The organism is Flagellatimonas centrodinii (genome assembly GCF_016918765.2).
GTDB lineage: Bacteria > Pseudomonadota > Gammaproteobacteria > Nevskiales > Nevskiaceae > Polycyclovorans > Polycyclovorans centrodinii.
Map to the genome: position 1 here is coordinate 2,342,753 of NZ_CP092104.1, position 24,435 is coordinate 2,367,187.

A 24,435-nucleotide genomic window follows, 5' to 3' on the forward strand; every position below is an offset into this window, starting at 1 on the left:
CGGGCCAGATGCCGACAGATCGGGTCAGAAATCGGCCTTGACATGCTCTTTTAGCAATTTTTCCAATTTCACCGCATCAAACTCGCCATGCTGATGGTGGACCACCTTGCCGTCGGGGGCGATCAGCACCGAATACGGCAGAGCGCCAAGGGTGTCGCCGAGTGCCGTCATGGCGGCAGACACATCGACGTCGCCCGCCATGACTGGATAGTTGATGCCCAGGCGTTCCGCCATCGTGCGGACCGGGGCAGCCTCGTCCATGGCCGGGCCGATGACTTGCAGACCGCGTGCGCCCCAGCGCTTCTGGGCATCGACCAGCACCGGAATCTCCTTGACGCAAGGCGGACACCAGGTGGCCCAGAAGTTCACCAACAGCCAGCGTCCCCGCCATTCCGCCAGCGACCGCGTAGTGCCGGACAGGTCGGTCAACGTGATCGAGGCCGGGGCCACCGCCGGAACGCTTGCCGAAGACTTGTGCCCCTGAAAAAGATGAAAAGCGGCATAGCCACCGAGCCCCGACAGTAGCGCCAGCGCGAGCAGCCCCAGTGTGCTGCGCAGCTTCATGGCAGCACCTCCACCGGTACCGTTCGGATCTGCGGCGGATAGCAGATCCCGGCGTCGGCACAGCCTTGCCAACGGACCGTCACGGTGTGCGGTGGCGTTGCCATGGGGGCCTCGGCCGCGATGTCATGTCGGTAGATCACGACGTCACCGAAATGCTCGTCGTGATACGCCTCGCCCGCCGGCAGCGACAGTTCTGCATCAGCCAGTGGGGCGACCGACAGCTTGTCGCGATAGAGGTAGTGGCCGGGCGCAACCCGCAGCGGGACGCGTAAGGTCCCGGCCTGCCAGGTGACCGGTTCCAACTGAAACGCCGCCTCGACCGGAAGCAGTTCCGGCTGAGCAGACGGCCACAGGCCAGCGAGCGCGACCGTCGGTGCGGCCAGCAGGAGTGCGAGGGCTCTCATCGGGTTTCGGATACGATCCAGTCAAGAAACGGCAGATGCGCCGCGGTCACTGGGACTGCGACGATCTCCGGAAGTTCGTAGGGGTGGGCGGCCAGCAGGGCCTCGCGCAGCGGCTCGAACCGATCGGCAGCGGTCTTGATCAACAGCAGCGACTCCGCTGACCGGGTCAGCGCCCCTTGCCAGCGATAGACCGAGACGACGTCCGGCTGGATCGTGACGCAGGCCGCCAGTCGTTGCGTGACGCAGAGCGTCGCCAGGCGCTCGGCGTCTTCGGGTGGGCAAGCGACGGTGACCAGTAGGCATTCGGGCATGGGCGATACGGTAAACAATTCCAGGCGCGATGTGCGGCAGGCGAAAAGCAGTTGCGGTGCCGGGGCGCGCAGGCTACGATGCGCGCCCTTCAAATGATTGAAGGCGCGTAGCTCAGCTGGTTAGAGCACCACCTTGACATGGTGGGGGTCGTTGGTTCGAGTCCAATCGCGCCTACCAATACAAATAGCCTCCGGTTTTGCCGGGGGCTTTTTTGTGTCCAAGGCATGGACTCGAACCAACGGCTTTGTTGACCGCGCCCGCCGAGGCGGGCTTGAGGGTGGTCTGCCCTGCGGGCAGACGCCCCGCTGGAGCGGGGTCGAGTCCAATCGCGCCTACCAATACAAATAGCCTCCGGTTTTGCCGGGGGCTTTTTTGTGTCCAAGGCATGGACTCGAACCAACCGCTTTGTTGACCGCGCCCGCCGAGGCGGGCTTGAGGGTGGTCTGCCCTGCGGGCAGACGCCCCGCTGGAGCGGGGTCGAGTCCAATCGCGCCTCCCCATACAGGACCGCCTCCGGATCGCTCCGGGGGCTTTTTTGTGGGTGCGGTGTGGGCGCGCGAACCCACGGCCTGTTTGAACGCGCCCGCCGAGGCGGGCTTGACCGGCAGGCGACCGTCTGTCCCGGGCCGCGGGCCCTCCGTCTGTACAGCGTCCTGGGACATCACCTGCTACCGCACATTTGCTGCACTGCGATGGTCAGGTTTGGCCTGACATGCGTCAGGGCCGTCCTACATTGGCGTGCTCCACGTTCTGAGCGATCTTGACCGCCATGACGGAAAGCCAACACCCCCTCGGTGTCGGGTCCCCAACGTGCGAGGAGAACCACGATGAAGGCAGCCTTTCAAATCGGCCAGCAGCAGAAAGCGCACCCCGGGCGCATCCAGCAGAGCAGCCTGCTGCAGCTCAATGCCCAGGGACTGCAAGCCGAGGTCCAGCAGTGGCTCGCCCACAACGTGATGCTGGACGCCGAGCCTGAACTTGTCGAGGACGATGACATCACGCTCGATATGGATGCGGTGTGGAGCCCGGCCGATGCTGCGGCGGAGCTGCCCTGGGACGCCACGGTGGCGACCCTGGCGCGGGGTGGCAGTTTCGACGGCGATGGTCCGGAGTATCAGGTGCCGGCGCCGGAGGCCACCAATCCCCTGTCGCAAGTACTGGCGGCGCTGACATTGGAACCGATACCGGATGCGTTGCAGGCTGCAGTGCTGATCGTGCTCGATGCCATTGATGAACTCGGTTTTCTGGAGACGCCGCTGGCGCAACTTGCCACCACCCATCATGTGGCCGAATCCCTGCTTGGACAGGCGTTGGCACTGATCCAGCGGATCGGGCCGGATGGCTACGGGGCGCGTCACCTCGACGAGGCCCTGGAATTGCAGCTGCGCGGCTTGCAGCGGTCGTCAGCGCGTGACCTTGCCTTGCGCATTGTCAGCCGCGGCATCACTCGTTTGGGGCGCCGAGAGCTCGACCTGCTGCGCCGCAGCCTGCACGCCAGCCCGGCGGCTTTCGCCGCAGCCCTGCGGTTGCTGCGTGGGCTGGCGACCCGCCCGGGTGTGACGCCACAGGAAGCGACCCCCGTGGTCCCTGACGTCTGTGTGGTCCGCCGCGACGGCCGCTGGCATGTCGAACTCAACAGCGCCGGGCAACCCGCATTGCGGATCAACCGGGCAACCGCAGCGTTGTTGACAGGGCTCGGGCGGGATGCCGATCCCTTGCGTCACCAGCTCACCGAAGCGCGATGGCTGATCAAGAGTCTGCAGCAGCGCGGTCAAACCGTGCTGCGCGTCTCGCAAGCGGTGCTGGCGCGCCAGTTCCCGGTGCTGCAGCACGGGATGGAGGCGCTCAAGCCGTTGTCCCTGAAAGAGATCGCCGATGTCGTCGGGGTCCATGAATCGACGGTGTGCCGGGCGGTCAACGGCAAGTACGTATCGTTACCGCAGGGCGTGGTGGAGCTCCGCCGTTTCTTCAGCCAGGCCGCCGGAGAAGACAGCGTTGCCGCTGCCGCCGCTCGCGCCATGGTGAAGCGATTGATCGAAACCGAGGACACCCCACTGGATGACGGCGCTCTGGTCGAGCACCTCAATCGGCGTGGCGTGCGTCTCGCCAGACGGACGGTCGCCAAATATCGCGAGGCGCTGGGGTATCCCTCGGCCCGCTTGCGTGCCGCGCCGCTTGCCGTCGCCTTGTCCGCCTGAATTGACGTCCTACGGGAGTCCCGCAATGCTCAACCTCGATTCGCTGCCGTTGGAACCCGATTCGGCCGACATCGCGCCGTCCTCCTCGCATGCCGTCACGCCGCGCCGGGCGCCGGCGCTGGCCGGTGATGCACCCTCAATGCAACGGATCCGGCGACTGATCGACCAGGTCGCCATGCATGACACCACCGTGTTGATCACCGGCGAATCCGGGACCGGCAAAGAGGTGATCGCGCAGCAGATTCACGCGTGCAGCGCGCGTGCCGACAAACCCTTCGTCGCCATCAACTGCGGCGCGATTCCGGGGGAGCTGCTGGAGAGTGAACTGTTCGGGCACGAGAAGGGTGCCTTTACCGGCGCCATCACCACCCGCAAGGGGCGCTTCGAGCTGGCCGAGGGTGGCACCCTGTTTCTCGACGAGATCGGCGACATGCCGCTGCCGATGCAGGTGAAGTTGCTGCGGGTGCTGCAGGAGCGCAGCTTCGAGCGGGTGGGCGGCAGCCGCACGATCACCTGTAACGTCCGGGTCGTGGCGGCGACCCATCGCGATCTGGAAGCAGCAGTCAATGACGGTCTGTTCCGAGAAGATCTGTTCTATCGCATTAATGTGTTTCCGATCGAAACGCCGGCACTGCGCGATCGACTGGAAGATCTTCCGCTGCTGGTCACGACCCTCTGCCGGCGCTTGGCCGATCAGGGTCGTCCGGCCGTCAGCCTCGATGCGGAAGCACTGGCCGCACTCGCACTGCAGCGCTGGCCGGGCAATGTTCGTGAGCTCGCCAACGTGCTGGAGCGGGTTGCGGTCACGGTGCTGGGCGAGGTTGCCGGTGTCGACGACTTGCCGGGTCGCTATCGTCCCCCGGGATTGCCGGCGGCGGCACCGTCGCGACCAACTGGACCGCGCACCGAAGCAGATCCGCTGCCCGCCGAAGGCATCGACCTGCGCGAGCACCTGTCGAGAATCGAATGCGGGCTGATTCGAGAGGCGCTGGGTCGGGCCAATGGCGTTGTCGCGCATGCGGCACAACTGCTGCGCATGTCGCGCACCACGCTGATTGAGCGACTGCGCAAGTACAACCTTTCATCGGCTGATTTCAGCCAGTCCTGATCGGACTCCCCCCGCTTGCAGCCTGTCGACCGACAGGCGTTTCAGGAGCCCTCGCGTGAATCCCATCGGCACCGACAACATCCAGCAACTGCTCAGCGAGATGCGCGCCCTGCGTAGCCGCAGCAGCCTGCCGGCTGCGCCGATACCTGGCGTCGCGGATGCCACGACGGCGAAAGGACCGAGCTTTGCTGAGCGCATGGGCGAAGCCCTCGGCGCGGTCAGCGCGACCCAGATGAATGCACAGCAGATGGCGCGCGAATTCGAACTGGGGCGGGGCGATCTCGCCAGCACGATGGTCGCCATGCAGAAATCACAGGTGGCGTTCCGCGCCACCGTGGAGGTCCGGAACCGGGTGGTTCAGGCCTACCAGGACATCATGAACATGCCGCTCTAGGACCCTGATCCATGGCCGATACCCCACTTCCGCAAGGCTGGACCCGAACCCTTCTGGTGCTGCGTCCTGCCCTGCTGCTGGTCGGTGTCGCAATTGCCGTTGCTGCGGGCGTTACCGCGGTGTTGTGGAGCCGCGGCGCAACCCAGGCGGTGCTCTATACCGGGCTCGGTGATCGCGAGGCTTCTGCTGTGGCGGAGTCACTTCGCGGCGCTGGCTTCGACGTCCAGATGGGGCCGGGGGCGGGGGTCATCCAGGTGCCGGAATCCAGGCTGATGGATGCCCGCATGCATCTTGCCGGCGCCGGGGTATCGGTCGGACAGGGTGGCATGGACGTGCTCGATGCCGCCCCGGGGTTCGGGGTCAGCAGCTTCCTCGAGGGTGCACGCTACCAGCACGCCCTCGAGCAGGAACTGGCGCGCACGATCGGCGGGCTTCGTGGCATCGCCTCGGCACGCGTCCACCTGGCGATGTCGAAGCCCAGTGCCTTCATTCGCGATCGCGTCAGCACCACTGCCTCGGTCGTGCTTGAACTGATGCCCGGCGCACAATTGGCGGCCGGGCAAGCCGATGCCATCGCGCGACTGGTGGCCTCCAGCATTCCCGAACTCAAACCGGAAAGCGTCACCGTTGTCGATGCCCGCGGCGGACTGTTGTCGCAGAGCGACCCGGCGACGCTGGCAGCACAGAAGCATTTTGACCTGGCACGCCGCACCGAGGAGATCCTGGTCAATCGGGTGCAGACCCTGTTGCTGCCGTTGGTGGGTCGGGCCGAGGTACAGGTGATGGTGGAGCTCGACCGCACCGAGAACGAGCAGGCGCGTGAAACCGTCGACCCGAATGCGGTGATGACCCAGGAGCAGGTCAGTCGTGAATCCCGTGGCATGGCGACCGCCAACTCGGGGCCTGGCGGCATCCCCGGCGGCGTCCCCGGCGCGGCCAGCAACCTGCCAGGCGAAGCGGCACCGGTCACCACCGCCGGCGGGTCGTCCGGCAACGCCGCTGAAACCAGCAGCCAGGAGCGGCGCCAGTACGAAGTCAGCCGGGAAATGGCCTACAGCCGCACCGCCAGTGGCCGCATCCAGCGGCTGACCGTGGCGGTCCTGCTCGATCATCCGCCCATCGCTGCGGGGGGCGCCGCTGGCGCGCCGCCCGCCGCTGACGGTGCAGTTGACCCGGCGGCTCTGACGCCGCCGGTGGGCGAGGCCGCGCCCGCCACCGAATGGAGTGCCGCCACCCTCGCTGATGTCGAGGCCCTGGTCATGAACGCGGTCGGCTACTCGGAAGCGCGTGGTGACAGTCTGACCGTACGGCAGGCGGCGTTCCGCCCAATGGAGGTGCCGGAGATTGCGCCGATGCTCTGGTGGCAGCAGGCCTGGGTGCTCAATAGTGCCCGCGAAGCTGGCGGCCTGTTGCTGTTGGCCCTCATCGTGTTTCTGGCGCTGCGGCCGTTACTGAAGAACCTCACGGATCCAGCACCGCTGCGACGATTGTTGGCGCCGGCGGTGCCGCAGGCGCTGCCCTCGGGTGCCAGCGATATTCCCCGTGCGCCGGTCACCCTCGAGGGGCCGGCAGCACTGACGTTCGATGACAAGATGGCACTGGCCCGACAGGCCGTAGCCCAGGACCCGAAACGGGTGGCGCAGGTCGTAAAAACATGGGTGGGCAATGATGGCTGACGGCAATCAACCACCGAAGGGTGCGGCCGTGCGGCCTGCCGACGACATCAACGGTCTGCAACGTGCGGCGGTCTTCCTTATGTCGCTGGGCGAGAAGGAAGCGGCCGAGGTGCTCAAGCACATCGGCGCCAAGGAAGTGCAGAAGCTGGGGCAGGCGATGGCCAGCCTCGGCAGCGTTTCCAGTGATCAGGCCAATCGGGTGATCGACTCGTTCGTCGGGGAGCTGGGGCGTCAGACGTCGCTGGGGGTTGGCGCCGAGGACTATGTGCGCAATGTGCTGGTCAGTGCGCTGGGCGAAGACAAGGCCAGTGGCCTGATCGATCGTATCCTGCTGGGCCGCAACACCAAGGGTCTCGAGGCGCTCAAGTGGATGGAGCCACGCTCCGTCGCGGATCTGGTTCGCAATGAGCATCCGCAGATTATCGCCATCGTGCTCAGCCATCTCGATGCCGATCAGGCGGCCGCGGTCCTGTTGGCACTGCCGGAGCGCGCGCGTGCCGACGTGGTGATGCGGATCGCGACGCTTGAGGGGATTCCGCCACATGCCCTGCACGAACTCGATGACATCCTCGAACGACAGTTCGCCGGCAACCAGAACCTGAAGTCCTCCAATGTCGGCGGCGTCAAGGTGGCTGCCAATATCCTCAACCTGATGGATTCGGCCGACGAGGCGACCCTGATGGAGCGGATCCGCGCGGTCGATGACAACCTCGGCACCCGTATCCAGGACCTGATGTTCGTTTTCGACAACCTCGGGGATCTCGACGATCGCAGTATCCAGACGTTGTTGCGCGACGTGCCCAGCGACAAACTGGCGCTTGCACTGAAAGGGGCCGAACCGCGGGTTCGCGAGAAGATGTTCGCCAACCTGTCGAAACGCGCCGCCGAAATGATGCGCGAGGACATGGATGCCCGCGGTCCGGTTCGGGTGGCGGACGTGGAGATCGCCCAGAAGGAGATTCTGGCCATGGCCCGCAAGCTCGCCGAGGACGGCAGTATCCAGCTCGGCTCCTCGCGTGAGGCCTTCCTGTGAACGGCTTCGGCGAGATCGGCAGCGGCTACTTCGATGCCGCCGAGGCATCCGATGCCCGACATTGGGAGCCGCCGCAACTCGACGCCAGCCGGCCGCCCACTGCGGCCAAACTGGAGTCGCTCGAACAGGCCGCCTGGGATGAAGGCTACAAACGGGGCCGTGAGGAAGGCCGTGCCGGCGCCCGTGAGGCCGCCCGTCCACAAGTGCAGGCGCTGCAGGCGGTGATCGATTCGTTCGATCACCCGCTGGCCTGCGATACGGACGCGGTGGCGGAGGCGCTGTCGGAGCTGGCACTGCAGATTGCCAGCCGTCTGGCTGCGACGCATTTGACCGCACACCCCGAAACTCTGCGTACCATCGCCGAGCAGGCGCTGGCGCTGCTCGGCGAGCAGCGGGCACCGGTTCGGATTCGCGTAGCACCGAGCGATCTCGAGGCGATCCGCGCGTTGGCGGAGGACACCGCGGTCCCGACGCGGCTGGTCGCCGACAACAACCTGAGTCCCGGCGACATCATGGTCGACAGCAACCCGCTGAGTGTCGATGCCCGGCTGGCGACTCGGGTTCAGCAACTGGCCGCCGAATGGCGGCCGCAACCGCAATGACCCTCGTCGACCGTCTGCGGCATCGCGGTGCACAGCTGCCGACAGCGGCAGTGCCGTTGGCGACCGGCCGTCTTGATCGGGTCGTCGGGTTGGCGCTGCAGGCCCGTGGACTCAGCCTGCCGCTGGAGGCCACCTGCGCCGTTGAAACCACCCACGACACCTGGGTTGAAGCCGAGGTGGTGGGGTTCTCCGACGACAAGACATTTTTGATGCCGACCGGCCCCTTGTCCGGTCTCCAGCCCGCTGCCCGTGTTGCCGGCCGGCGGCTCGGGGCGGCACCACGGATCGGGGCGGACTGGCTGGGTCGAGTGATGGCCGCGGATGCGACGCCGTTGGATGGTCGTCCACCACCCCGCGGCGAAGCCCCCCTGATCCTGTCGCCACCGCCCCTGAACCCGCTCCTGCGCGAGCGGATCGGCGCACCGCTTGATGTCGGCGTGCGTGCCATCAACGCGCTGCTGACGCTGGGGCGGGGTCAGCGTGTCGGCCTGTTCGCCGGTAGCGGTGTCGGCAAGTCGACTTTGCTGGGAATGATGACGCGGCACACCACCGCCGACGTGACGGTCGTGGGCCTGATTGGCGAGCGTGGGCGCGAAGTACGCGACTTCGTTCACGACACCCTGGGGCCGGAGGGGCTGGCGCGTGCCTGCGTCATTGCGGCGCCGGCCGATGCCAGCCCACTGGCACGCCTCAATGGCGCCCGGTTGGCGACCAGCGTGGCGGAATACTTTCGCGACCAGGGCTGTGACGTGCTCCTGCTGATGGACTCCTTGACCCGCTATGCACAGGCCGCGCGGGAAATCGGCCTCGCAGTGGGGGAGCCACCGGCCACGCGCGGGTATCCGCCATCGGTGTTCGCACGACTGCCACAACTGGTGGAACGTGCGGGAACTGTCAGCGGTCGCGGCAGCATCACCGGTCTGTATACCGTGCTGACCGAAGGTGACGACCTGCAGGACCCGGTGGCTGATGCCGCCCGCGCCATTCTCGATGGTCATATCGTCTTGTCGCGACGAATCGCCGAGCAGGGACGATTTCCAGCCATTGACGTCGAGGCCAGCGTGTCACGACTGTTTTCCACCTTGTCGGACGCGCCCCAGCGGGACGCGGCACGTCGGCTGCGCCGCTGGCTGGCGGCCTGGCAACGCAACCGGGACCTGATCGCGGTTGGCGCGTATCAGAGTGGTGCCGACGCCGATACAGATGAGGCGATTGCCCGTCAGGACGCCATCGAGCGCTTTCTCACGCAGGGTGTCGACGAGGCTGCGCCATTGGCGGCCGCCCACGCTGCACTCATCACTGTCACCGGAGACGTCGCATGACCCCCCCAGGACTTTCGCGGCTCGCCGAAATCACGCGTCGTCATGCCGATCAGGCGGCCCAGCGGTTGGCCGAGGCGCAGCGGCTGGCCGCCGAAGCCGAGGCCCAGTTGCGCCAGCTCGAACGATTCGCTGGCGACTATGCTGTCTCTCCGGGTGGCATCGCGCCCTGGCAACTCAGCAACCGTCAGGCCTTTCGCGACAGGCTCGACGATGTCCTGAAGCAGCAGCAGCAACGGATCGAGCACGCGCACGCCGCTTGCGCCGCGGCGCGCGCATCCTGGATGACCGCATGGCAGGCCTCGCAGTCGCTCGGCAACGCCGCTGCCTTGCAGATGGATGCGTTGCAGCAACAACGGCTGAAACGTTTGCAGCGACAGGAGGATGACCTGGTCAACAGCCGCTCATGGCAGCCGGCATGGACCTGATCGCCGCCGCCCCGACCGGCGCACCGGGGGCGCCAACCGCGACACCGGCTGCTGGCGCCTTCGGCAGCTTCCTGTCCTACTGGGCAGCCGGGCTGGCGGCGGGTGATCCGCTGGCGCTGTCATCCGGACTGCCCGGGGTGGAGGTGTCGACCCGGGCGACATCGATCACGTCAACGCGCACGACCGATCCTCGTGATATCGCGGTCGATGATGCCGGCGATCTGCTGGCCGCCTTGCGTATTGGCCAGGACCTGTTGCCTGCGGTGGCGGATGAGCCGTCATCGGCACACGCCGAAGCCCCGGTTGCGGGTGGCACGGATGTCAGCCCTCCGCCACCCGGGTTGACCGCCTTCGCGCCTGCGGTGCCAGCCGCTGCGAAGTCGCCGGCCGCGGCCCTGCCGTGGTCATCGGCCATGGAATCGGCATCGGTCTCCGCATCGGAGGCGGCCTCTGTACCCGCACACCCCTCCGTATCCACATCGATATCGGGGGCAGCAGCGTTGCCCGTGACCTCGAATGCCCCGGCGCCCGGTCTGGTCGCCTCAGCCGAGACGTCGCCGCCGGCCGCTGGCGGCGCTGCGCCGGCGCTCGATCCCGTGTCGCGACCATTGCTTCCCCGATCGGAGCGTTCTGGCCCGGCTGCGCCAATCACATCCGCTACTGTCGCCGCATCAACGGCACCGGCTGCACCCGCTGCTGCTGCCGCCAGCGGCGTGCGTCTTGTGGGGCTGGTCAGCGGTCCCAATCGCGCGGTGACGGTATCGCCGATGTCGAGTGGGGACACTACAGCGCCCGCGGCGACCGCCGCAGGGCATGCGAGTGAGTCGCGGGCACCGACACCGTCCCTGGCGCTGACGGTGGAGGCACAACGGTCGACGCTGTCGACCGATGATCGTGGTGTGCCGCAGCCGGCGGCTGCAGATGCGGTCTCGACCCTGACGGCCACGACGTCGCCGGTTGGCGGCCTGCCGGCACAGTCCGCCGCAACGGCCGTCAGTCTGGCATTGCCCCCCGCGGCTGCGTTGACCGATCGACCGTCGCTGCCAATGGAGGCTCCGGCGTCGGTGTTGGCCGAGCAGGTCGTGGAGATGATCGAGCAGGACACCTGGTCCGCACGTTTGCGGCTGGACCCTCCCGCCCTCGGCGAAGTCGAGATCAAGCTGGCGGTACGCGAAGGTCAGGTCTCGATGAGCCTTTCGAGCAGCGATGCCCAGGCCCGTTTGCTGCTGGCGCAATCGTTGCCTGAGCTGTCACAGCAACTGGCGTCCCGCGGCCTGCAACTGATGGGTGCAGATGTCGGTGATCCGTCATCGGGCCGTGATCGGGCCCCGGAGAAGCGACTGTCGCGTCGGGCTTCTGACGATCCGTCGGTGGAAGCGATGACCGACGGCGACAAGCGGCGGCGTACGACCGGTCTAATGGACGGGTTTGCCTGAGGCCGCAGCACGGCAATTGCAGCGTGTCGGGAAAGCGCGAATCGCGCCTGACCATCGGAAGCCGACATGCCGCTCGAAGACGAAGACGAGACCCCGGACACCCCGCCAGCACCACCGCCGAAGCGGCGGCTTCGAACGCTGATCGTGGTCACGCTGGTGGCGGCCGCCGTCGGTGCCGGCGGCTGGTATCTCGGCCACGGCGGCCTGTCGTCGGGCGACAAGGCTGAGGAGATCAAGCCGCCGGCGTACCACAGGCTTGAGCCCGCGTTCGTCGTCAACGTGACTGACAACGGCACCCTGCGCTACCTGCAGGTCGAGGTGCAGGTCATGTCTCGCGAGCCGGAGGTCTTCGCGGCGATCGATGCGCAGGGCCCCGCCATTCGCGATGCACTGCTGACCCTGTTCGCCGGCTATCCGTATGCCCAGCTCATCACGGTCGACGGGCGCGAGCAGCTGCGAAACGACAGTCTGGCCACGCTGCGCAAAGCCCTTGCAGACGAGGACCGGGCGGCGGCTGTCGAAGCCATCTACTTCACCAGCTTCGTCATGCAATGAGCGAGCGCGGACAGGACCTGCTGAGTCAGGACGAGATCGATGCCCTGTTGCACGGTGTCGACCATGGCGCTGTCGACACCGATGCGCCGCCGCTGCCGGGTGAAGTGCGCCCGATCGATCTGGCCGGGCATGACCGGATTGTCCGCGGTCGGCTGCCGACGCTGGAGATGATCAACGAGCGTTTTGCGAGGCACTACCGCATCTCGCTGTTCAACCTGTTGCGGCGAAGCCCGGAGCTATCGATCAAGGGCGTGGAGATGCTCAAGTTCTCGGACTACGTGCATTCGCTCTATGTCCCCACTAATCTCAACCTGATCCGCATCAAGCCGCTGCGCGGCACCGCCTTGGTGGTGTTCGAGCCGAAGCTGGTGTTCGCCTGTGTCGACACCTTCTTCGGTGGCGATGGCCGCTTCCCGGTGAAGATCGAAGGGCGCGAGTTCACGCCTACCGAGATGCGGGTTATCCAGCTGCTGCTGAAAAACGTGTTCACCGATCTCGCCGAGGCCTGGCAACCGGTGATGGCGCTGGACTTCGAGTACCTCAACTCCGAGGTCAACCCGCACTTCGCCAATATCGTTGCCCCCAGCGAGATTCTGGTGGTGTCGAAGTTTCACGTCGATCTCGATGGCGCCGAAGGCGATCTCCATATCGTCATGCCCTACGCCATGATCGAGCCGATCCGCGAGCAACTCGATGCCGGGCTGCAGTCCGACCGCGGTGAACGCGATGACCGCTGGACCACCAACCTGCGGCAGCAGATCCAGAACGCGATGGTCGAGCTGTCGGCCCAACTGGCGGCCCCGCGACTTTCGCTACGCCAGCTGGTGGCGCTGAAGCCCGGCGACGTGATCCCCATCGAGATGCCGGAGCAGCTCGAGATTTGTGTCGACGACCTGCCAATGCTGTCGGGGACGCTGGGCGTCTCCCACGGCAAGCATGCCCTGAAGATCAACCATGTCCTGCGGCGCGAGCCGTCGGCCAAAGCCGCCTGAGGTGACCCGATGACCGTCTCCATTCAACCCGCTGCCGATGCAAAGCGTGCCGACCTTCCGACGCTGGAGGAATCGGCCAATGGCGCCGCCAGCGACGTCAACCTCGATGTGATTCTCGATGTCACCGTGACCCTCGCGATCGAGGTTGGCCGAACCCGAATCCCCATCCGCAACCTGTTGCAGCTGTCACAGGGCTCGGTGGTGGAGCTTGAGCGCGCCGCCGGCGAGCCGCTCGATGTCTACGTCAACGGCACCCTGATCGCCCATGGCGAGGTGGTGATGGTCAATGAAAAGTTCGGCGTCCGCCTGACCGATGTGGTCAGCCCTGCCGAACGTATCCGCAAGTTGCGCTGAGTGATGGAAACGGTCCCCGCCGGTCCGGGTCTTGGTGCTGCCGTGCAGATGTTGGTGATGCTGGCATTGGTGGTGGGTGTCATTCTCGTAGCGGGCCGCGCCGTGCGTCGATTCCGCTTGCTACCGCAGGCGGACGGACGGGTGAAGGTGTGCGCCGTCCAGCACCTCGGGCCGCGTCAGCAGTTGGTGCTGGTCGAGGTCGAAGGCGACAAGGTACTGGTAGGCGTCAGCCCCGCCGGGATCACCCGCCTGTGGTCCCGACCCAGCTTTGCAGCTGCGATGGACGAGGTGCCGTCATGAGATTGCGTCCGCTCGTGCTTGTGCTACCCCTCCTTCTGTTGGCAGGTGCTGACGCCGCAGTCGCGGCGGAGGCCGAAGTTGCGCTCGCGGGCGCCGCCCTGCCACAGATCCCGGCCCTGACCATGACGCCCACCGCAGACGGGGGGGCGCAGTGGAGCCTGAGCCTGCAGGTGCTGGGGGCGATGACCTTGCTCAGCGTGCTGCCGGCATTGCTGATGTGCACCACCGGCTTTGCCCGCATCCTGATCGTCCTGGCCTTGCTGCGGCAGGCATTGGGTACCGCCGGAACGCCCTCCAACCCCATTCTCATCGGCTTGGCGCTCTTGCTCACAGGCTTTGTGATGCAACCCACCTTCGAGCGAGCCTGGGTCGAAGGCGTGCAGCCCTACCTCGATGCCGAGATGGCGTTTGCCGATGCCGCGCCGAAGGCCGCCGATCCGTTGCGTCAGTTCATGCTGCAGCAGACCCGCGAGCAGGACCTGTTGCTGTTTGCCGAGCTGTCCGGGCATCCCGACGGGTTCAGCCGACCCGAGGATGTCCCGCTGACCGTGCTGGCGGCCGCTTTTCTCACCAGTGAGTTGAAGACCGCCTTTCAGATCGGATTTCTGCTGTTCGTGCCGTTCGTGGTGATCGATCTGGTGGTTGCCAGCGTGCTGATGAGCCTCGGCATGATGATGCTGTCGCCGATGATGATCTCGCTGCCGTTCAAATTGATGTTGTTCGTGCTGGTGGACGGGTGGACATTGGTCGCCGGCTCCTTGGTCCGGAGCTTCGGATGACGCCGGAAGATGTGCTCACCCAGGGCCGAGCCGCCATCGAGGTAGCGGTGCTGCTGGCGGCGCCGCTGCTGTTGGCGGCGCTGTTGTCAGGCCTGCTGATCGGCCTGTTCCAGGCGGCAACGCAGATCAACGAAATGACGTTGTCATTCATCCCCAAGGTGCTTGCGGTGGCGGCCGCCCTGACCCTGACCGGGCCGTGGATGCTGCGTGTGATCGTCGATTACACACGCGCCCTGATCCTCTCGATCCCACAATGGGTGGGGTGAGCCCCACCGCTTTTGCGAGCACTGCTCGCAGGTGGGGCGAACGCCCCGGCATGGATGCCGGGGCCGGAGTGGATTCGCGAGGTGAGGGCCCGCCAGGATGGCCTGCGCCGAGGTGTATTCGCGGCACAACAACCGCTTTTGCGAGCACTGCTCGCAGGTGGGGCGAACGCCCCGGCATGGATGCCGGGGGCTCGCACTGACCCATGATCCCCGGTGACATCACCATCGCACTCTGGGGCGGCCTGCTACAGACCACCTGGACCGGCCTGCGGGTCAGTGCCTTCGTCGCGACTGCGCCGGTCCTCGGCGGGCGAACCGTCCCCGGCCGGGTACGCCTGTTGCTGGCGGTGGTGCTGACCCCGATTCTGGCCGCGGTACTGCCGCCGGTGGCCACCCCTGAAATGTTCAGCAGCGACTGGTGGTTGGCGGTGGTGTTCAACGTCGGTGTCGGCTTGCTGCTGGGCACCTTGCTGCAATTGTTGTTCGAATCGCTGATGTTGGCATCCGAACTGATCAGCGCCACCGCCGGCCTGTCGTTTGCGCAGGTCAATGATCCGCTGCGGGGCACTGCCTCGCCGGTGCTGGGCAGCTTGTTGATGGCCTTCGCCAGTCTGTTGTTCCTTGCACTGGACGGTCATCACGCGCTGATTCGGGTGTTGGCCTACAGCTACGCCGTGGTGCCGGTCAGCGGGCCCTACCAGGCGCCGCCGTGGATGGCGCTGCTGGGATTGATGGTGCCGATGCTCGAGGCCGGCCTCAGTCTGGCGCTGCCGGTTCTCGCCAGCCTGCTGGTGGTTCAGCTCGGCTTCGGGCTGGTCAGCCGTGCCGCGCCGGCCCTCAACCTGTTCGCGATTGGTCTGCCGGCCGCCTTACTGGCATTGCTGGGCCTGCTGTGGTTGTGGATGCCGCATGTGGGCACGCCGCTATCGATCTATTGGGATCAGTTTTTCGGCGCCATTCACCAGGCCTTGGCGGCCGGTGCGGCGCCATGAGTGAAACCGACAGCGGCGAGCGCACCGAACAACCTACCCAGCGCCGTATCGAGAAAGCCCGTGACGAGGGGCAGATTGCGCGGTCGCGTGAGCTGTCGTCGGCGCTGGTGACCACCGCCGGCGCGTTGGCCCTGCTGGTCGCTGGGGGCGAAGCACTGGCGCAGTTGGCCGCATTGCTGCAGACCGCTCTGGCGGTGGCGGGTATGGCGGACGCCGACCCGGCGCGTCAGCTCGGGCAGGCCCTGTTGGGCGGTGCCCTTGCAATCACCGTGCTGGTGGCGGTGCCGTGGATCATCTCATTGCTGGCCCCCGCCCTGATCGGCGGCCTTCACCTGTCCGCCAAGGGCGTCATTCCGGACCTCAAACGGCTGGACCCGATCAAGGGCCTCGGTCGTCTGTTGTCGGCGCAGGCCGGAGCGGAACTGGGCAAGGCGCTGGGCAAGATGCTGCTGATCGGTGGATTGGTGGTGATCTGGATCAGCGCACAGTCCGACCGGTTGCTGGCGCTGTCTTCCCTGCCATTGCCGACGGCGCTGGCCAGTACCGGGGAAATGCTGCTGCAGGTGATGTTCATCGGCCTGATCGGGCTCGGTTTGGTAGCGGCGATGGATGTGCCGTTCCAGTTGTGGAACCACACCCGGCAGCTACGGATGAGCCGCGATGAGATCAAGCGGGAGATGTTCGAGTCCGAGGGGCGACCGGAGGTCAAGGCCAAGCGGCGCGAACGGGCGATGCAGCTGTCGCGTGGTCGGATGATGGAAGCCGTCGCAACCGCCGATGTGGTGGTGACCAACCCGACGCATTTTGCGGTGGCCTTGCGCTATGCCGCCGGCGAGATGCGGGCGCCAACGGTGGTTGCCAAAGGTGCCGACGAGGTGGCTACCGCCATCCGCGAGCGCGCCGCCGAGGCGCGGGTCCTGTTGCTGGAAGCGCCGCCATTGGCGCGGGCGCTGTTCCGCAGCGGCACCGTTGGTCAGGAGATTCCCGCCGTCCTCTATGTGGCGGTCGCGCAGGTGCTGACCTGGGCCTATCGCATCCGCGGTGGCGAGCAGCTCGCCGCTCCGGCACCGGAGGTCCCCGACGACCTGGGGCGGCCGTTCGAGGAGGGATAGGTGATGAACCCTGAGACAGGACTGACAACGTGCCGCGGATTCGCGGGCCGGGTGCGGATGACCGCATGAATCCGATGTCTGCGCTCTCGATGGTCAAATCCGGTGGTCTCAGCGCCATCGGGGCACCGTTCATCGTCTTCCTGTTGCTGGCAATGGTGGTGGTGCCGCTGCCGCCGCTGGCACTGGATTTCTTCTTCACCCTGAACATTGCGTTGTCACTGGTGGTGATGCTGGCGGTGGTCTACGTCCTGCGGCCGCTGGACTTCAGTGTGTTTCCGACCGTGTTGCTGCTGGCCACGCTGTTTCGTCTGGCGCTCAATGTTGCATCGACGCGGGTGGTTCTGCTCAACGGTCACGAGGGCCCTGGGGCCGCTGGACGGGTGATCGAGGCCTTCGGCAATTTCGTCATTGGCGGCAACTACGCGGTGGGTCTGGTGGTGTTCGCCATTCTCACCATCATCAACTTCGCGGTAATCACGAAGGGGGCCGGACGGGTTTCCGAGGTGTCGGCACGCTTCACCCTCGACGCCATGCCGGGACGGCAAATGGCGATTGATGCCGACCTCAATGCCGGTCTGTTGACGCGCGATGAGGCCAAGCTGCGTCGCGAGGAAGTCCGCGAGGAGGCTGACTTCTATGGCGCCATGGACGGCGCCAGCAAGTTCGTGAAGGGCGACGCGGTGGCGGGGCTGTTGATCCTCATCGTCAACGTGGTTGGTGGCGTCGCGATCGGTGCACTGGCGCACGACCTGTCGTTCGGCGAGGCCTTCAAGGTGTACGCACTGCTGACCATCGGCGACGGCCTGGTGGCACAGATTCCCGCCCTGTTGCTGTCGACGGCGGTGGCCATCCTGGTGACGCGCATGTCGCGCTCGCAGGCCATCAGCAGTCAGATGAACACACAGTTGGTGGGCGATGGTCGCGCGGTGGCGATGGCCGCCGGACTGATGGCGCTGATTGGTCTGGTTCCCGGCATGCCCAACCTGGCCTTTCTGGCCCTGGCGGCCCTGCTCGCTGGTGCGGCGGTGTGGCTGCATCGGAGAGCGCGCGCCGCACGGACCGAGGTGACCACCACGCCGGAGACTGCCGAGACGCCCGCGGAGCTGGGGTGGCAGGACCTGCCGCCAGTCGATCCCGTTGGTCTGGAGCTGGGGTATCGCCTGATCCCGCTCGCCGACACCCGCCAGGGGGGCGAGCTGATGGCCCGGATCCGCGGGGTGCGGCGCAAATTGTCGGAAGAGCTGGGCTTCCTGTTCCCCCCGGTACATGTGCGCGACAACCTGCAGCAGGCGCCGAACCGCTATCGGGTGCTACTCCACGGTGTCGAGCTGGCGGCTGGTGAATGCCATCCTGATCGCGATCTGGCACTCGATGCCGGGCAGGTACTCGGGCCGGTGGAGGGCATCGCCACGCACGACCCGGCCTTCGGGCTGCCGGCCCTGTGGATCGAACCGGGTCAGCGCGCCTATGCGCAGGCGCAGGGCTATACGGTCGTCGATGCGGCGACCGTGATCGCCACTCATCTGTCGCAGTTGCTGCGCGTCCACGCGCCGGAATTGCTGGGTATCGAGGAGGCGCAGGCCATGCTCACGGCCACCGCTCAGCATGCGCCGAAGCTGGTCGAGGACCTGGTGCCCAAGGTGTTGCCGCTGGCGGCGTTCACGCGGGTGTTGCAAGGGCTGCTGGCGGAGCGGGTTCCGGTCCGCAATCTGCGTGGGGTACTGGAAGCCCTGGCGGAGCACGCCCCACGAACCCAGGACCCGCAGGCACTGCTGATCGCCGTGCGCCAGGCGCTGTCCCGCCAGATCGTCGCCAGCATCGGCACCAGCGGCGCCGCTGATCTGCCCGTTTTCACCCTTTCATCCGCGCTGGAGCGTCTGTTGCAGGAGGGCTTGCAACAACCACAGAACGCACTGGAGCCCGGCCTTGCGGAACGACTGCAAACCTCACTGGAAACCCAGGCCCGACAGCAGGACGCCGTTGGCGAGCCGACGGTCCTGCTGGTCCCCGGCACCTTGCGGCACTCGCTCGCCCGGTTTCTGCGGGCGGCGGTTCCCCAGGCGCACGTACTGGCGTTTCACGAGCTTCCGGACACCACCCGCATCCGTCATGTCGGGCAGCTGGGCTAAAGGATTTTTCACATGAAGATCAAACGATTTCTGGCCAGTTCAATGCGCGAGGCGATGCGCCGTGTGCGTGAGGAGCAGGGGCCGGATGCGGTGATCCTCGCCAGTCACACACGCGAAGACGGAATCGAGGTCGTGGCCGCAGTGGACTACGACGAGGCCCTCATGCGGCAGGCCCTCAGCCGCACCGACGACGATGCCGCTGTGAATCCGCGTCGCCCGCGTCGGCAACCCATCGCTGCCGCCAATGGCGCCGTCGAATGGGCGGTCGATCCCCAGATACGGCGACTCGAAACCGAGCTGGGGCAACTGCGCAGTTTGTTGGAAGCAACGCTGGAGGCCAACGAGACGCAATTGGCGAAAGCCCATCCCAACCGTGCACGGGTATTTCGGTTGATGGAAACCCTGGGGTTCTCGACGCGGGTCGCACGGCGCACCGCCGCCAGCCTGCCCCTGGATGCCGATGCCGAACGTACACGCTGTTTGCCGGTTGGCTGGCTTGCCCGGCATCTCCCGGTGCAGGCACCCGAGGCGCTGCAACTCGGCGGGCGGGTCGCCCTGGTCGGGCCCACAGGTGTCGGCAAGACCACCACCCTGGCCAAATTGACCGAGCGCGCGGTCCGGACCTTCGGCAGCCGCCAGGTCGCCATCGTCTCACTCGACACCTATCGCATCGGGGCCGAAGAGCAGCTGTCGACCTATGCGCGGCTTTTGGGGGTCCCGCTGTTCATCGTGCCGACCCCCGACCAGCTCACCGCACGTCTCGCCGAGCTGGCCGATTGCCGCTGCGTATTCATCGATACGCCGGGGATGAGCCCGGCCGATACCCGGCTCGCCGAGGCGCTGGAGGTGCTCGGCGCTCACGAGCAGCAGATCACCACCTGGCTGGTGCTGTCGGCCGGCCAGCAGCGGGAGGACCTGGAAGCCGCGGTCAACCGCTTTTCACGCGTCAAACCGAAGGCCCTGGTGCTGACCAAGGTCGACGAGTGCACCCGTCTCGGTGGCGCCCTGTCGGTCGCGCTGGAGCGCCAGTTGCCGGTCACGGTGATCTGCGATGGTCAGCGGGTGCCGGAAGACCTCCATATCGCGCGGGCCTCGGATCTGGTGCTGCGCGCGATGCAGAACGCCCGTCAACTCTCGGATGAGGCGGCTGCGGCCGCTGCCGCCAGCGCTGACGTCGAACCCTCTCCGATGGAGCACAGCGCTCATGCTTGAACGACTGAAGGATCGCCTGCATCAGGCCGTGGGTCTGGTCGGACCGGAGCCGTCGCGACCCGCGCGCGTGATTGCCGTCGCCAGCGGCAAGGGCGGGGTGGGCAAGACCAATGTGTCGGCAAACCTGGCCCTGGCACTGCAGATGAGTGGAGAGCAGGTGTTGCTCATGGATGCCGACCTCGGGCTGGCCAATGTCGACGTCCTGTTCGGGCTGCAGCCGACCTTTCACCTCTCGCACGTCCTCGAAGGCCGCTGCACGCTGCAGGAAGCATTGATCGAGGGTCCTCACGGGCTGACCATCGTCCCGGCCGCGAGCGGACTGGGGCAGATGGCCGGGCTTTCACATGCCGAGCATGTCGGGTTGATCCGCGCCTTCTCCGAGCTGTCAACGCCGGTGGACACCCTGGTGGTCGACACTGCTGCCGGCATCGCCGATGGGGTACTGACCTTCTGCCGCGCCGCGCAGGAAGTGCTGGTGGTAGCCAACAACGAGCCCGCATCGCTGACCGATGCCTATGCCTTGATCAAGGTGCTGTCCCGTGATCATGGGGTCAAGCGAATGCAGATCGTCGCCAACATGGTGCGCTCGCCGGCGGAGGGGTACGAACTGTTCGAGCATCTGCGTCGGGTGTCCGACCGGTTCCTCGATGTTCATCTGAATTTTCTCGGGGTGGTACCGCACGACGAATACCTGCAGCGCGCGGTACGGCGCCAACGAGCGGTACTGGAGGCCTATCCGTCTGCACCGTCGTCGGTGGCCTTTCGCACCATTGCCCAGGCGATCCAGAAATGGCCACCGCCGCAGGGGGCACGCGGTCATGTCGAATTCTTCGTCGAGCGACTGGTGGGCGCGCCGATGGCGGGAGCGGTGGCATGAGCACCGTCGCGGCGTATGAGGCGGTTCAGGCACCGGACTTCAACGCGCTGATCCGGGACCACCAGGATCTGGTGCGTCGCATTGCCTACCATCTGCTGGCACGGCTGCCGGCCTCGGTCGAGGTCGATGATCTGTTGCAGGCCGGACAACTCGGCCTGATCGAGGCGGCACGACATTTCCGCACCGATGGTGGTGCCAGCTTTGCCACCTTCGCCGGTATCCGTATCCGCGGCGCCATGCTGGATGAACTTCGCAAGGGTGACTGGGTGCCGCGCTCGGTACACCGTCGGGCCCGCGAGATTGCCGAGGCAATTCGTGGCATCGAGGCGCGCACCGGGCATGAGGCCAGCGATGCCGATGTGGCCACGGAGTTGGGCCTGTCGCTGGAGGACTATCACCGCCACGCGGAAGATGCGGCCCGCGCACCCTTGCTGTCTCTGGATGACCCTGGCGACGGCGAGCGCGGCCTTGCCGACACCCTGGAAGACCCTGAAACCCCGGAGCGCGCCACCTTCCGTGATGCCTTCCGGCAGGCCCTGATTGCAGGTATCCGACAGTTGCCCGAGCGCGAGCAACGGGTCATGGGTCTGTATTACCAGGACGAGCTCAACCTCAAGGAGATCGGCAAGGTGCTCGGCGTCAGTGAGAGCCGGGTCTGCCAGCTCCACAGCCAGGCGCTGCTGCGCCTTCGCGCACGCCTGAGCGAATGGGATGCCATCGCCGAGGCCGCTTGAATCATCGACGACCCTGAAAGAGAACCCGCATGAATCCGAACATGAAAATCCTCATCGTCGACGACTTCTCGACGATGCGCCGTATCGTCAAGAACCTGCTGGCCGATCTCGGCTTCAACAACACGGCCGAGGCGGATGATGGCGCCACCGCCATCCCGTTGCTGAAACAGGGCGGCTTCGAGCTGGTGATCACCGACTGGAACATGCCCGGTGTCACCGGTATCGAGCTGCTGAAGGCGATTCGCAGCGACGCTGCCACCGCCAAGTTGCCGGTGCTGATGGTGACCGCCGAGGCCAAGCGCGAGCAGATCATCGAAGCGGCCCAGGCGGGCGTCAACGGCTACGTCATCAAGCCATTCACCGCCCAGACCCTGAAGGAAAAGCTCGACAAGGTGTTCGAGCGTCTGGCCCAGGCGGCATGACCATGACCGCGCCCGAGACGGCGAACCTGCAAGCGGATCTACGGCAGGTCACCCGACAGTTTCAAAGTGCGCTGCACAATTTGCCGCTCGACAATCGATTGGTGGACGTCGCGCGGCTTGCCTTGCCCGATGCCTGCGCACGTCTGGACCACGTCGTCACCCTGACCGAGCAGGCGGCCCACACCACGCTAGACGAGGTGGATGGTCTGCGGGCAAGCCTCGACCGCACCTTGCGGCTTGCCGAGGGCCTGGCCCCGCATTCGCGGGAGCGCCTGCAGGCGCTGGTGGCGGAACAACGCCAGCGCTGCGCTGCCCTCGATGCGGCGCAGGCGTATCAAGATCTCACTGGGCAGATCATCCGTAGGGTCACCCAGCTGATCCGCGACCTCGAGCAGGATCTGTTGGCGATTGCCGATGGGCAGTCGCCCGTGCATCGGCCAGTCGACGACAACGCACGCGGCAACGGCCCGGCGGTGGCTGGAATCGATGCCCCCGCGGCGTCCCAGGGTGATGCCGACGACCTGCTGTCGGCACTCGGACTCTGACCATGGGCACGGCCGATCCCAGCTTGCTGCCGGACTTCCTCACCGAGGCGGGCGAACTGCTCGAACGCCTCGGTGATGATGTCTTCGCGTTGGCGGAAGACCCGGGCGGCGACCGACTCAATGCGGTTTTTCGCGGCTTTCACACCATCAAGGGCGGCGCCAGCTTTCTCGGCCTGGACCCAGTGGTCAGCCTCTGCCATCGCGCCGAGGATGCCTTCGGCCGGGTCCGTGACGGCCAGCTGCAGATCAGCCCCGAGCTGGTCGATGCCGCGCTCGATGCGGTGAAAGTGCTGGATCAGCAGATCGCCTTGCTGCACGACGGCGCGCCGCTGTCGCCGGCACCGGCGACGGTGCTGGCAGCACTGGATGCCCTGCTGGGTACCACAACGGTCGATACCATCAATGAGGACGAGTTTGAGGCGCTGCTGGACCAGCTGCATGGCAGCGGCGCCGCACCCGAAGGACCGCCCGCGGTGGCGGCGCCTGCCGCGCCTGCTGCGGTACCCGCGCCCGCCGCCGGCGCCGCTGCGACATCGACCCGGGCACCCGAGGCCACGGTGCGGGTCGACAGCGAGCGGATCGACCATCTGATGACCTTGGTTGGGGAGCTGGTGATCGTCCGCAATCGTCTCAAGGCCCATGCCGAGCCGACCCCCGGCGCGGCGGGTCTTATGGGAGAGCTCGATCGCGTCACGATGCGCCTGCAGAACGCGGTCATGCGGGTCCGGATGCAGCCCGTCGGCCGCCTGTTCTCGCGGTTCCCCCGCATGGTGCGAGATCTCGCCAGGGAGCTGGGCAAGCAGGTCAACGTCGAACTGGTCGGCGAGGACACCGACCTCGACAAACACCTGGTCGACGCGCTGGCCGACCCGATGATCCATCTGGTCCGCAATGCACTGGACCACGGAATTGAAGCTCCCGAACAGCGCAATTCGGCGGGCAAGAATCCCGTCGGTCGCCTGTTGCTCAGCGCCAGCCAGCGCGGCGACAGCGTGATTCTTCGGGTTGAGGATGACGGCCGCGGGCTTGACCCTGATGCCATCCGCGCCTCTGCGGTACGCAAGGGGCTGCTCGACGAACGGGCGGCGGCTGCGCTGACACCGGCGCAAGCCTGTGAGCTGATCCTCCGTCCCGGCTTCTCCACCCGCGACGCGGTGTCCTCGGTGTCCGGTCGTGGCGTCGGCATGGACGTGGTCGCCAGTACGGTGCGCGCGCTTGGCGGACGGTTGGTCCTGTCGGGGACGCCGGGGCAGGGCGCTGCGGTGGAGCTGGTGTTGCCGCTGACACTGGCGATTCTGCCGACCCTGCGCACCCGCTGCGGCAGCCGCAGCCTCGGCTTGCCCCTCCGGCAGGTGATCGACCTTCAGCCGTTCGACTCGGCACAGGTACAGCTGCGCGCCGGTCGGCCGATGCTGAGCTCGCCCCGCTGCAGTCTGCCGGTGCTGTTTCTCGATACCTGGCTGGGGTTGCCGCAGGGGGCACGTCGGCTGCTGGTCCGGGTGAGTACCCATCATGGTGATCGGGCGCTGGTGGTCGACAGTGTCGAAGGCCGCGAGGACGTCGTGCTGAAGCCGCCCGGCCGCCTGCTGCGTGGCGTCCCAGGCTACGGTGGCGCCGCCGTGACCGGCGATGGCCGCATTGCATTGATCCTCGACCCGGATGGGCTTGCCGCCCTCCACCCGGAGCTCTGAG

At 66.4% G+C, this 24,435-nt stretch carries 26 protein-coding genes, 1 tRNA gene and 1 pseudogene; 25 read left to right on the forward strand and 3 right to left on the reverse strand.

The features are described from left to right. Positions 1-24: 24 nt before the first annotated feature. From JN531_RS10965 to cutA, 3 genes are read right to left on the reverse strand one after another with little or no spacing between them, the layout of a single operon-like run. A complete protein-coding gene (locus JN531_RS10965) occupies positions 25-564 on the reverse strand; it encodes a TlpA family protein disulfide reductase (RefSeq protein WP_228348908.1) in 540 nt (179 codons plus the stop codon). Continuing rightward, a complete protein-coding gene (locus tag JN531_RS10970) occupies positions 561-968 on the reverse strand; it encodes a protein-disulfide reductase DsbD domain-containing protein (protein WP_228348909.1) in 408 nt (135 codons plus the stop codon). The genes JN531_RS10965 and JN531_RS10970 overlap by 4 nt, the downstream gene beginning before the upstream one ends. After that, positions 965-1,279, reverse strand: a complete 315-nt coding sequence (cutA, locus tag JN531_RS10975; RefSeq protein ID WP_228348910.1) for a divalent-cation tolerance protein CutA — start codon at positions 1,277-1,279, stop codon at positions 965-967. Before cutA ends, JN531_RS10970 begins: the two co-directional genes overlap by 4 nt. Before the next feature lie 101 nt (positions 1,280-1,380). On the opposite strand from cutA, the gene JN531_RS10980 reads away from it, so the two are divergent. The 25 genes and pseudogenes from JN531_RS10980 to JN531_RS11100 all read left to right on the forward strand — a co-directional run bounded on the left by JN531_RS10980 (position 1,381) and on the right by JN531_RS11100 (position 24,434). Continuing rightward, positions 1,381-1,457 (forward strand) — tRNA-Val (locus tag JN531_RS10980). Positions 1,458-2,107: 650 nt separating this feature from the next. Then, positions 2,108-3,478, forward strand: coding sequence for an RNA polymerase factor sigma-54 (gene rpoN, locus JN531_RS10985; RefSeq protein ID WP_228348911.1), 1,371 nt, complete (start codon positions 2,108-2,110; stop codon positions 3,476-3,478). Between the two features lie 124 nt (positions 3,479-3,602). Then, positions 3,603-4,586: pseudogene (locus tag JN531_RS10990) on the forward strand (sigma-54 interaction domain-containing protein); the annotation flags it as partial. 100 nt (positions 4,587-4,686) lie between these two features. Beyond that, positions 4,687-4,980, forward strand: coding sequence for a flagellar hook-basal body complex protein FliE (fliE, locus tag JN531_RS10995; RefSeq protein ID WP_494546341.1), 294 nt, complete (start codon positions 4,687-4,689; stop codon positions 4,978-4,980). A gap of 11 nt (positions 4,981-4,991) precedes the next feature. After that, the gene (gene fliF, locus JN531_RS11000; protein WP_228348914.1) at positions 4,992-6,656 is read left to right on the forward strand and encodes a flagellar basal-body MS-ring/collar protein FliF; all 1,665 of its coding nucleotides are present in this window, start codon (positions 4,992-4,994) and stop codon (positions 6,654-6,656) included. A 46-nt stretch (positions 6,657-6,702) separates the two neighbouring features. After that, the gene (fliG, locus tag JN531_RS11005) at positions 6,703-7,689 is read left to right on the forward strand and encodes a flagellar motor switch protein FliG (RefSeq protein WP_366522430.1); all 987 of its coding nucleotides are present in this window, start codon (positions 6,703-6,705) and stop codon (positions 7,687-7,689) included. Beyond that, positions 7,686-8,291 (forward strand): FliH/SctL family protein, encoded by a 606-nt coding sequence (locus tag JN531_RS11010; RefSeq protein WP_228348916.1) that lies wholly within the window; start codon positions 7,686-7,688, stop codon positions 8,289-8,291. The genes fliG and JN531_RS11010 overlap by 4 nt, the downstream gene beginning before the upstream one ends. Further along, on the forward strand, positions 8,270-9,613 hold the full coding sequence (locus JN531_RS11015; RefSeq protein WP_436233294.1) for a FliI/YscN family ATPase: 1,344 nt from the start codon (positions 8,270-8,272) through the stop codon (positions 9,611-9,613). Before JN531_RS11010 ends, JN531_RS11015 begins: the two co-directional genes overlap by 22 nt. Next, positions 9,610-10,038: a flagellar export protein FliJ gene (locus tag JN531_RS11020; protein WP_228348917.1), complete on the forward strand. Its 429-nt coding sequence runs from the start codon at positions 9,610-9,612 to the stop codon at positions 10,036-10,038. Before JN531_RS11015 ends, JN531_RS11020 begins: the two co-directional genes overlap by 4 nt. Beyond that, positions 10,029-11,474: a flagellar hook-length control protein FliK gene (locus JN531_RS11025; RefSeq protein WP_228348918.1), complete on the forward strand. Its 1,446-nt coding sequence runs from the start codon at positions 10,029-10,031 to the stop codon at positions 11,472-11,474. Before JN531_RS11020 ends, JN531_RS11025 begins: the two co-directional genes overlap by 10 nt. A gap of 66 nt (positions 11,475-11,540) precedes the next feature. Beyond that, on the forward strand, positions 11,541-12,029 hold the full coding sequence (locus JN531_RS11030) for a flagellar basal body-associated FliL family protein (RefSeq protein WP_228348919.1): 489 nt from the start codon (positions 11,541-11,543) through the stop codon (positions 12,027-12,029). After that, the gene (gene fliM, locus JN531_RS11035; RefSeq protein ID WP_228348920.1) at positions 12,026-13,021 is read left to right on the forward strand and encodes a flagellar motor switch protein FliM; all 996 of its coding nucleotides are present in this window, start codon (positions 12,026-12,028) and stop codon (positions 13,019-13,021) included. The genes JN531_RS11030 and fliM overlap by 4 nt, the downstream gene beginning before the upstream one ends. 9 nt (positions 13,022-13,030) lie before the next feature. After that, the gene (gene fliN / locus JN531_RS11040) at positions 13,031-13,375 is read left to right on the forward strand and encodes a flagellar motor switch protein FliN (protein ID WP_228348921.1); all 345 of its coding nucleotides are present in this window, start codon (positions 13,031-13,033) and stop codon (positions 13,373-13,375) included. A 3-nt stretch (positions 13,376-13,378) separates the two neighbouring features. Beyond that, positions 13,379-13,675, forward strand: a complete 297-nt coding sequence (locus tag JN531_RS11045) for a FliO/MopB family protein (protein ID WP_228348922.1) — start codon at positions 13,379-13,381, stop codon at positions 13,673-13,675. After that, positions 13,672-14,454 carry a flagellar type III secretion system pore protein FliP gene (gene fliP, locus JN531_RS11050; protein WP_228348923.1) on the forward strand — a complete coding sequence of 261 codons (783 nt, stop codon included), beginning with the start codon at positions 13,672-13,674 and terminating at the stop codon, positions 14,452-14,454. The genes JN531_RS11045 and fliP overlap by 4 nt, the downstream gene beginning before the upstream one ends. Then, positions 14,451-14,720, forward strand: coding sequence for a flagellar biosynthesis protein FliQ (gene fliQ / locus JN531_RS11055; RefSeq protein ID WP_228348924.1), 270 nt, complete (start codon positions 14,451-14,453; stop codon positions 14,718-14,720). The genes fliP and fliQ overlap by 4 nt, the downstream gene beginning before the upstream one ends. Before the next feature lie 203 nt (positions 14,721-14,923). Continuing rightward, the gene (gene fliR, locus JN531_RS11060) at positions 14,924-15,712 is read left to right on the forward strand and encodes a flagellar biosynthetic protein FliR (protein ID WP_228348925.1); all 789 of its coding nucleotides are present in this window, start codon (positions 14,924-14,926) and stop codon (positions 15,710-15,712) included. Continuing rightward, positions 15,709-16,824: an EscU/YscU/HrcU family type III secretion system export apparatus switch protein gene (locus JN531_RS11065; RefSeq protein ID WP_228348926.1), complete on the forward strand. Its 1,116-nt coding sequence runs from the start codon at positions 15,709-15,711 to the stop codon at positions 16,822-16,824. The genes fliR and JN531_RS11065 overlap by 4 nt, the downstream gene beginning before the upstream one ends. A gap of 65 nt (positions 16,825-16,889) precedes the next feature. Continuing rightward, entirely contained in the window at positions 16,890-18,953 is a 2,064-nt protein-coding gene (gene flhA / locus JN531_RS11070) for a flagellar biosynthesis protein FlhA (protein ID WP_275591454.1), read from the forward strand. Between the two features lie 12 nt (positions 18,954-18,965). Next, positions 18,966-20,165, forward strand: a complete 1,200-nt coding sequence (gene flhF, locus JN531_RS11075; RefSeq protein WP_228348927.1) for a flagellar biosynthesis GTPase FlhF — start codon at positions 18,966-18,968, stop codon at positions 20,163-20,165. Next, positions 20,158-21,042: a MinD/ParA family protein gene (locus tag JN531_RS11080; protein ID WP_228348928.1), complete on the forward strand. Its 885-nt coding sequence runs from the start codon at positions 20,158-20,160 to the stop codon at positions 21,040-21,042. The genes flhF and JN531_RS11080 overlap by 8 nt, the downstream gene beginning before the upstream one ends. Further along, entirely contained in the window at positions 21,039-21,776 is a 738-nt protein-coding gene (locus tag JN531_RS11085; RefSeq protein WP_275591455.1) for an RNA polymerase sigma factor FliA, read from the forward strand. The genes JN531_RS11080 and JN531_RS11085 overlap by 4 nt, the downstream gene beginning before the upstream one ends. Before the next feature lie 29 nt (positions 21,777-21,805). After that, entirely contained in the window at positions 21,806-22,198 is a 393-nt protein-coding gene (gene cheY / locus JN531_RS11090; RefSeq protein WP_228348929.1) for a chemotaxis response regulator CheY, read from the forward strand. Positions 22,199-22,200: 2 nt separating this feature from the next. Further along, positions 22,201-22,743, forward strand: coding sequence for a protein phosphatase CheZ (locus JN531_RS11095; protein ID WP_228348930.1), 543 nt, complete (start codon positions 22,201-22,203; stop codon positions 22,741-22,743). Positions 22,744-22,745: 2 nt separating this feature from the next. After that, complete coding sequence (locus tag JN531_RS11100; protein WP_228348931.1) at positions 22,746-24,434, forward strand: chemotaxis protein CheA; 1,689 nt, start codon at positions 22,746-22,748, stop codon at positions 24,432-24,434. The last annotated feature ends 1 nt before the right edge of the window (position 24,435 follow it).

Excerpts from the sequence above, each read along its gene's own strand:
- cheY (WP_228348929.1), top strand. The coding sequence starts at position 21,806 with ATGAATCCGAACATGAAAATCCTCATCGTCGACGACTTCTCGACGATG.
- JN531_RS11065 (WP_228348926.1), top strand. The coding sequence starts at position 15,709 with ATGAGTGAAACCGACAGCGGCGAGCGCACCGAACAACCTACCCAGCGC.
- fliN (WP_228348921.1), top strand. The coding sequence starts at position 13,031 with ATGACCGTCTCCATTCAACCCGCTGCCGATGCAAAGCGTGCCGACCTT.
- JN531_RS11030 (WP_228348919.1), top strand. The coding sequence starts at position 11,541 with ATGCCGCTCGAAGACGAAGACGAGACCCCGGACACCCCGCCAGCACCA.
- fliE (WP_494546341.1), top strand. The coding sequence starts at position 4,687 with ATGCGCGCCCTGCGTAGCCGCAGCAGCCTGCCGGCTGCGCCGATACCT.
- fliF (WP_228348914.1), top strand. The coding sequence starts at position 4,992 with ATGGCCGATACCCCACTTCCGCAAGGCTGGACCCGAACCCTTCTGGTG.
- fliR (WP_228348925.1), top strand. The coding sequence starts at position 14,924 with ATGATCCCCGGTGACATCACCATCGCACTCTGGGGCGGCCTGCTACAG.
- JN531_RS11100 (WP_228348931.1), top strand. The coding sequence starts at position 22,746 with ATGGGCACGGCCGATCCCAGCTTGCTGCCGGACTTCCTCACCGAGGCG.
- JN531_RS10970 (WP_228348909.1), bottom strand. The coding sequence starts at position 968 with ATGAGAGCCCTCGCACTCCTGCTGGCCGCACCGACGGTCGCGCTCGCT.
- flhA (WP_275591454.1), top strand. The coding sequence starts at position 16,890 with ATGAATCCGATGTCTGCGCTCTCGATGGTCAAATCCGGTGGTCTCAGC.
- flhF (WP_228348927.1), top strand. The coding sequence starts at position 18,966 with ATGAAGATCAAACGATTTCTGGCCAGTTCAATGCGCGAGGCGATGCGC.
- JN531_RS11025 (WP_228348918.1), top strand. The coding sequence starts at position 10,029 with ATGGACCTGATCGCCGCCGCCCCGACCGGCGCACCGGGGGCGCCAACC.
- fliQ (WP_228348924.1), top strand. The coding sequence starts at position 14,451 with ATGACGCCGGAAGATGTGCTCACCCAGGGCCGAGCCGCCATCGAGGTA.
- fliM (WP_228348920.1), top strand. The coding sequence starts at position 12,026 with ATGAGCGAGCGCGGACAGGACCTGCTGAGTCAGGACGAGATCGATGCC.
- rpoN (WP_228348911.1), top strand. The coding sequence starts at position 2,108 with ATGAAGGCAGCCTTTCAAATCGGCCAGCAGCAGAAAGCGCACCCCGGG.
- JN531_RS11020 (WP_228348917.1), top strand. The coding sequence starts at position 9,610 with ATGACCCCCCCAGGACTTTCGCGGCTCGCCGAAATCACGCGTCGTCAT.
- cutA (WP_228348910.1), bottom strand. The coding sequence starts at position 1,279 with ATGCCCGAATGCCTACTGGTCACCGTCGCTTGCCCACCCGAAGACGCC.
- JN531_RS11015 (WP_436233294.1), top strand. The coding sequence starts at position 8,270 with ATGGCGGCCGCAACCGCAATGACCCTCGTCGACCGTCTGCGGCATCGC.
- JN531_RS11080 (WP_228348928.1), top strand. The coding sequence starts at position 20,158 with ATGCTTGAACGACTGAAGGATCGCCTGCATCAGGCCGTGGGTCTGGTC.
- JN531_RS11045 (WP_228348922.1), top strand. The coding sequence starts at position 13,379 with ATGGAAACGGTCCCCGCCGGTCCGGGTCTTGGTGCTGCCGTGCAGATG.
- JN531_RS11095 (WP_228348930.1), top strand. The coding sequence starts at position 22,201 with ATGACCGCGCCCGAGACGGCGAACCTGCAAGCGGATCTACGGCAGGTC.
- JN531_RS11085 (WP_275591455.1), top strand. The coding sequence starts at position 21,039 with ATGAGCACCGTCGCGGCGTATGAGGCGGTTCAGGCACCGGACTTCAAC.
- fliP (WP_228348923.1), top strand. The coding sequence starts at position 13,672 with ATGAGATTGCGTCCGCTCGTGCTTGTGCTACCCCTCCTTCTGTTGGCA.
- JN531_RS10965 (WP_228348908.1), bottom strand. The coding sequence starts at position 564 with ATGAAGCTGCGCAGCACACTGGGGCTGCTCGCGCTGGCGCTACTGTCG.